The sequence below is a fragment of the Streptomyces niveus genome, from assembly GCF_001723055.1.
Taxonomy (GTDB): Bacteria; Actinomycetota; Actinomycetes; order Streptomycetales; family Streptomycetaceae; genus Streptomyces; species Streptomyces niveus.
In genome coordinates this window covers 1-6757 of sequence record NZ_MDCR01000502.1, presented here as the reverse complement: position 1 = coordinate 6757, position 6757 = coordinate 1, and the positions used below count along the sequence as shown (strand labels likewise).

General features: G+C 72.2%; 6 protein-coding genes and 1 pseudogene. 4 read left to right on the top strand and 3 right to left on the bottom strand.

Features of this window, described 5'->3' with window-relative positions:
* Together BHU15_RS36930 and BHU15_RS36925 are read right to left on the bottom strand one after the other, a co-directional pair.
* Nucleotides 1–301 (bottom strand): annotated as a pseudogene (locus BHU15_RS36930) (ethanolamine permease); the annotation flags it as partial.
* Nucleotides 302–464: 163 nt separating this feature from the next.
* Nucleotides 465–1217 carry a FadR/GntR family transcriptional regulator gene (locus BHU15_RS36925; RefSeq protein ID WP_069631069.1) on the bottom strand — a complete coding sequence of 251 codons (753 nt, stop codon included), beginning with the start codon at nt 1215–1217 and terminating at the stop codon, nt 465–467.
* Between the two features lie 79 nt (nt 1218–1296).
* Between BHU15_RS36925 and BHU15_RS36920 the strand changes: the two genes are divergently transcribed.
* Genes BHU15_RS36920 through BHU15_RS36905 form a run of 4 tightly spaced genes read left to right on the top strand, consistent with a single transcriptional unit; the run spans nt 1297 to nt 5846 of the window.
* Nucleotides 1297–2667, top strand: coding sequence for a glutamine synthetase family protein (locus BHU15_RS36920; protein WP_069631068.1), 1371 nt, complete (start codon nt 1297–1299; stop codon nt 2665–2667).
* An 11-nt stretch (nt 2668–2678) separates the two neighbouring features.
* Nucleotides 2679–4052, top strand: a complete 1374-nt coding sequence (locus BHU15_RS36915) for an aldehyde dehydrogenase family protein (protein ID WP_069631067.1) — start codon at nt 2679–2681, stop codon at nt 4050–4052.
* A gap of 3 nt (nt 4053–4055) precedes the next feature.
* Nucleotides 4056–4859, top strand: a complete 804-nt coding sequence (locus BHU15_RS36910) for a 3-oxoacyl-ACP reductase (RefSeq protein ID WP_069631066.1) — start codon at nt 4056–4058, stop codon at nt 4857–4859.
* Between the two features lie 42 nt (nt 4860–4901).
* The gene (locus BHU15_RS36905) at nt 4902–5846 is read left to right on the top strand and encodes a DUF2510 domain-containing protein (RefSeq protein WP_069631065.1); all 945 of its coding nucleotides are present in this window, start codon (nt 4902–4904) and stop codon (nt 5844–5846) included.
* A 7-nt stretch (nt 5847–5853) separates the two neighbouring features.
* On the opposite strand, the gene BHU15_RS36900 is transcribed toward BHU15_RS36905, so the two are convergent.
* On the bottom strand, nt 5854–6757 hold a 904-nt coding region (locus BHU15_RS36900; protein ID WP_069631064.1), incomplete at its 5' end, for an alanine racemase.

The window sequence follows — 6757 nt, the reverse complement described above, 5'->3', positions numbered from 1 at the left end:
AGCCGTAACCGCCGCCCGCCGTCGGCAGGATCGCGGACAGTTCGGCGAGCGAGAAGACGAGACAGGCGTACATCACGCCCATCAGGAGGGTCGCGATGGCGAGCCCGCCGAAGCCGCCCTCGGCGAGTCCGATGTTCCAGCCGGAGAAGTCCCCGGAGACGACGTACGCGACGCCTAGTCCGGTCAGCAGCAACCAGCCGGCGCTGCCGCGCTTGAGGGTACGGCGCCGCAGATAGGCCGCGTCGTCGGCGGAGCCCGACGGGCCGGCCGGTGGAATGAGGGAGTCCGTGCCTTCGGCCATGAGCCGCTCCTGCCTCGGGTTGCTGCCACGGGTAAAGGTGTGAGGCCACACCATTGCGGCCGGAAACACCCCCGCGCAAGCCCTGTGCGTTAAGCGGCTGTTACGGACCCCGCCATCCCGGACGGGCGGGCCCGCGTCATCCCACCACCCCGCTACCCCGCCCTCAGGCCAGAAATCCCCGCAGCAGCGCCGCCGTTCCGTCGCAGTGCTCGCCCATCACCGCGCGCGCCGTGTCCACCTCGCCCGCCAGGACCGCCGCCACCAGCGCCGTGTGCTGCTGCTGGGAGTGCTCCAAGTTCCGTACCAGCAGCGGAATGCAGTCCAGCAGGTCGTTGACCGTCGCGCGCACCGACGCGTAGCTCTCGGTCAGCCGCGCCGAGCCCGACAGCTCCGCGAGCGTCAGATGCAGCAGCGTGTCGAGGCGGCGGTAGTCCCCCAGCGGGGCGTCGTGCGTGGCCGCCAGCGCCGTACGCAGCCGGGCCGCCCCGTCCTCGGTCAGGCCCTGCGCCGCGCACAGGCCCGCCGCGCCGACCTCCAGCACCTCGCGGAAGCGCAGTACGTCCTCGATGTCCACCCCGGCGACGCGCCGCCGCAGCTCCTCCTCGACCCCCTGCGCCGGGGTGTCGGGGCGGGGCACGACGAACGTGCCGCCGTAGCGGCCCCGCCGGCTCTCCACCAGCCCCTGATCGCCCAGCACCTTCAGCACCTCGCGCAGCGTCACCCGGCTGATCCGCAGCCGCTGCGCCAACTCCCGCTCGGCGGGCAGCCGTTCACCGGCCGCCACCAGACCCAGGCGCAGCACCTGCATGATCTGCTCCAGCGCCTCCTCGAAGCCGTTGCCCGCCCGGACGGGACGCAGGACGGGCGTCAGCCGGTCCGCCGGCTCACCACTCTTCGGCGCATCCTTCTTCGCCACGTCGCCGTTTCCCCTTCCCAAGCAATGGTCTCCCGGAATACCTTAAGGTCCCCGGCTGGCCGATGGAGGAGTTGTTCCCGTGGCAGACCGCACACCCCCGCTCTCCGTCGATGAGCTGCGCGCCCTGGTGGCGAACGGCGAGATCGACACCGTCGTCCTGGCCTTCCCCGACATGCAGGGCAGACTCCAGGGCAAGCGGTTCGCCGCCGGATTCTTCCTCGAAGACGTCCTCGACCACGGCACCGAGGGCTGCAACTACCTCCTGGCCGTCGACGTCGAGCTGAACACCGTCGACGGCTACGCGATGGCCTCGTGGGACCGGGGCTACGGCGACTTCGCCATGCACCCCGACCTCGCGACCCTGCGCCGCGTCCCCTGGAACGAGGGCACGGCGATGCTCATCGCCGACCTCGCCTGGAACGACGGCTCACCGGTCGTCGCCGCGCCCCGCCAGATCCTGCGCCGCCAGCTGGAGCGGCTCGCCGAGCACGGCTACACCGCCCACGTCGGCACCGAACTCGAGTTCATCGTCTTCAAGGACACCTTCGAGCAGGCCTGGGACAGCGGCTACCGCGGCCTCACCCCCGCCAACCAGTACAACATCGACTACTCCATCCTCGGCACCGGCCGTATCGAGCCCCTGCTGCGCCGGATCCGCAACGACATGACCGCCGCCGGACTGACCGTCGAGTCCGCCAAGGGCGAGTGCAATCCGGGACAGCACGAGATCGTCTTCCGGTACGACGAGGCCCTGCTCACCTGCGACCAGCACGCCATCTACAAGACGGGCGCCAAGGAGATCGCCTCCCAGGAAGGCGTCTCACTCACCTTCATGGCGAAGTACAACGAGCGCGAGGGCAACTCCTGCCACATCCATCTCTCGCTCCAGTCCGCCGACGCGCCCGGCACCAACGTCATGGCGGGCGACGACGACCACGGCATGTCCCCCGTGATGCGCCACTTCCTTGCCGGGCAGCTCGCCGCGCTGCGCGAGTTCTCCCTGCTGTACGCGCCGAACATCAACTCCTACAAGCGCTTCGCGCCCGGCTCCTTCGCCCCGACCGCCGTCGCGTGGGGCAACGACAACCGCACCTGCGCGCTGCGCGTCGTCGGCCACGGCCGCTCCATGCGCTTCGAGAACCGGCTGCCCGGCGGCGACGTCAACCCCCACCTGGCCGTCGCGGGCCTGGTCGCGGCCGGTCTGTACGGCATCGAGCACGCGCTCGAACTCCCCGACGCCTGCACCGGGAACGCCTACACCTCCGCGTACGAGCAGGTCCCCACCACCCTCCGCGAGGCCGCCGACCTGTGGGAGCACAGCCCCATCGCCAAGGCCGCCTTCGGGGACGAGGTCGTCGCCCACTACCTCAACCTGGCGCGCGTCGAACTCGCCGCCTTCGACGCCGCCGTGACCGACTGGGAGCTGCGCCGCTCCTTCGAACGCATGTGAGGAACACCGCCGTGCCCGACCAGCCCCACACCCATCAGATCCTCAACCCGGCGACCGAGGAGGTCGTCGCCACCGTCCCGGCGACCGGCGCCGCCGAGGTCGACACGGCCGTCGTACGGGCCGCCGGCGCCCAGCGCCGGTGGGCGGCGGCGGCCCCCGCCGACCGCGCGCGCCTGCTGCGCCGCTTCGCCGCCGTCGTCGACGGCCACGTCGAGGAACTCGCCCGGCTGGAGGTGAAGGAGGCGGGCCACACCCTCGGCAACGCCCGCTGGGAGGCGGGCAACGTCCGCGACCTCCTCGACTACGCCGCCGGGGGAGTGGAGCGCCTGACCGGCCGCCAGATCCCGGTCGCGGGCGGGCTCGACATCACCCTCCTCGAACCGCTCGGCGTCGTCGGCGTCATCGCCCCGTGGAACTTCCCCATGCCCATCGCCGCCTGGGGCACCGCGCCCGCGCTGGCGGCAGGCAACGCCGTACTCCTCAAGCCCGCCGAGACCACCCCGCTGACCGCCCTGCGGCTGGCCGAACTCGCCCTGGAGGCAGGGCTTCCCGAGCATCTGTTCCAGGTACTGCCGGGCGCCGGGGACATCACCGGTCAGGCACTGGTCGAACACCCGGGCGTCGCCAAGATCGTCTTCACCGGCTCCACCCGCGTCGGCAAGGAGATCATGGCCAGGGGAGCGCGCCTCCTCAAGCGCGTGACCCTCGAACTCGGCGGCAAGAGCCCCAACATCGTCTTCGCCGACGCCGACATCGAGCGCGCGGCGGCCGAGGCCCCGATGGCCTTCCTCGACAACGCCGGACAGGACTGCTGCGCCCGTACCCGCGTCCTCGTGCAGCGCACCGCGTACGACCGGTTCCTCGAACTCCTCACCCCCGCCGTCCGGTCGGTCGTCGTCGGCGACCCGTCGGACGAGAAGACCCAGATGGGTCCGCTGATCTCCCGCGTCCAACTGGAGCGCGTACGCGGATACGTCCCCGACGACCGGGCGGCGGTACGGGGCAGCGCACCCGGCGGGCCGGGCTTCTGGTTCCCGCCGACCGTCCTCACCGGCGTCGCCGCCGACGACCCCGCCGTCACGGAGGAGATCTTCGGCCCCGTCGCCGTCGTACTCCCCTTCGACGACGAGGAAGACGCGATCCGGCTCGCCAACGACACCGCCTACGGGCTCTCCGGCTCCCTGTGGACCCGCGACATCGGCCGCGCGCTGCGCGTCTCGCGCGCCGTCGCCGCCGGCAACCTGTCCGTCAACTCGCACAGCAGCGTGCGCTACTCCACCCCCTTCGGGGGATACAAGCAGTCCGGCGTCGGCCGGGAGCTCGGCCCCGACGCCCTCACCGCGTTCACCGAGACCAAGAACATCTTCATCAGTACGGAGGCCTGACCCATGCCCGACGAGATCAACCAGAGCGCCGAGACGCCCGTCTGCCGCCGGCTGGTCGGCCGCAGTGCCGTCGTCACCGGCGCGGGCAGCGGCATCGGTCTCGCCACCGCGCGCCGCCTCGCCTCCGAAGGCGCGCACGTCGTGTGCGCCGACATCGACGAGACGGCGGGCAAGGCGGCGGCCGGCGAGGTGGGCGGCCTCTTCGTACGGGTCGACGTCACCGACGCGGAACAGGTCGACGCCCTTTTCAAGAAGGCGTTCGACACCTACGGCAGCGTCGACATCGCCTTCAACAACGCGGGCATCTCACCGCCGGACGACGACTCGATCCTCACCACCGGCATCGACGCCTGGCGCCGGGTCCAGGAGGTCAACCTCACCTCCGTCTACCTCTGCTGCAAGGCCGTCCTGCCCTACATGCGGCAGCAGCGGCGCGGCTCGATCATCAACACCGCGTCGTTCGTCGCGACCATGGGCGCGGCCACCAGCCAGATCTCGTACACCGCCTCAAAAGGAGGCGTGCTCGCCATGTCACGCGAGCTGGGCGTGCAGTTCGCCCGCGAAGGCATCCGGGTCAACGCGCTCTGCCCGGGGCCGGTCAACACCCCCCTGTTGCGGGAGCTGTTCGCGAGCGACCCCGAGCGCGCCGCGCGGCGACTGGTGCACATTCCGGGCGGGCGGTTCGCCGAGGCGGAGGAGATCGCGGCGGCGGTGGCGTTCCTCGCCAGCGACGACGCGTCGTTCGTCAACGCGACGGACTTCATGGTGGACGGCGGCATCGGCGGGGCGTACGTGACACCGCTCTAGGGCCTGTCGTTTGGATCAGGCCCCGCCCCCTACTGTGACGGGATGAGCATGACGACGCCGCCCGGCTGGTACGCGGACCACGGTGTGCCCGGCACCGAGCGCTGGTGGGACGGGAACGCCTGGACCGCGCACACCCGGCCGGCCGGCGGGAGCGTCCCGCCGTACCAGCAGGGGTACCAACCGCCTTACCAGCAACCGCAGACGACTCCCCTCGCGCCCAACGGCGGCCCCGGTGCGGGTCGTCGCGGGCGCGGGCGGGGCGTCGCCGCCGGGGCCGCCGGGCTCGTGCTCGTCCTCGCGGTCGTCGCCGGCGTCACGCTGCTCGGCGACGACGGGACCACGACCCCGCCGCCCCGGGCCACCGGGACCACCAGCGAGCCCCCGCCCAGCGGCGCCGACCCCACGGGGGAGCCGGGCGCCGACCCCACCGTGCTCGTCGACCAGCTCAACGGCATCACCCTGCCCGTCCCGGACGGCTGGGAGAAGTCGGAGCGCGCCGTCGACCGGGCGATCACCATGACGACCGTGGCGGACCGCGAGTGCCCCGGAGAGTCCAACCGGTACTGCCCCTACGGCCGGGTCATGTCCTTCACCGCCACCCAGACCGACGCCGCCACCCCCGAAGCGCTCGCCAAGGAGGACATCCAGGCCGCGTCGGACGCCCTGTACGACGAGGACTCCCTCGGCACCAGCCTCTACGGAGGCGTCACGTCCTCCACCGTCGTCAAGTCCGGACCGGTCACCGTCGCCGGACGCACCGGATACCTGGTGCGCCGGCAGGTCAAGACGGCCAGGGGACCGGGCGGTTACGTCCAGTCGCTGGCCTTCCCCTCCACCATCGGCGCCGAGTCACTGATCACCGTCCGGTTCGGGTTCGACGCCGGGCCCGAAGGACCGCCCCTCAGCGGCATGGACGCCATCACCGAGGGCATCCGGCGGATCGGCGACACGACGAGCGGCGGCGTCGGCAGCTCCATCGGACCGTGACGCCGTCTCAGAGGTACGTACGGCCCTCGCCCCGGTAGGTCGGCACCGTCGCCGTCACCCGGTCGCCCTCGATCAGCAGCAGCTCGTCGAAGCGCTCGCACAGCTCCCCGGCCTTCGCGTGCCGGAACCACACCCGGTCGCCGATCAGCAGATCGTCCGCGGCGGAGCCCAGCAGCGGCGTCTGCACCTCGCCCGCGCCCTCCTGGGCGTCGTACCGCAGCCCCTCCGGCAGATACGGCTCCGGCAGCCGGTCCCGGCCCGGCGCGCCCGACGCCGGATAGCCGCCGCCGAGGACGGTCACCACACCGACACCCGGCCTGCGCACCACCGGCTGCGCGAACAGCGCGGCCGGACGGCCTCTGAACGACGTGTAGTTGTCGAACAGCCTCGGCACATACAGCCCCGACCCGGCCGCGATCTCCGTCACCGAGTCCTCGGCCGCCGTGTGCTGCACACTGCCCGTGCCACCGCCGTTGACGAACTCCAGCTCCGGCGCCACCAGCCGTACGGCGCGCACCACGGCCCTGCGCCGCTCCGCCAGCTCCTTGCGCGCGGCGGACTGCATCAGCCGCACCGCGCGCGAGCGCAGCGGCCGGCCCGCGACCGAGTCACCGACACCGGCGACATGCCCCTCGTACGCCATCAGCCCCACCAGCCGGAACCCCGGCCTGCGCGCGATCGACCTGGCCAGCTCGGCCAGCTGCGCCGGTTCACGCAGCGGCGAGCGCCGGGCCCCGATCCGTACCCGCCCGCCGAACAACCGCAGCGCCGTGTCCAGCTCCAGACAGACCCGGATCTCCTCCGTGCCGCCCGCCCGCGAGAGGTCGACCAGATCGAGCTGCGCCGGATCGTCCACCATCACCGTCACGGCCGCCGCCAGCTTCGGAGCTGGCGGCGGCCGTGACGGTGAT

Coding starts and splice junctions, on each gene's coding strand:
- BHU15_RS36910 (WP_069631066.1), top strand. CDS start 4,056: ATGCCCGACGAGATCAACCAGAGCGCCGAGACGCCCGTCTGCCGCCGG.
- BHU15_RS36905 (WP_069631065.1), top strand. CDS start 4,902: ATGAGCATGACGACGCCGCCCGGCTGGTACGCGGACCACGGTGTGCCC.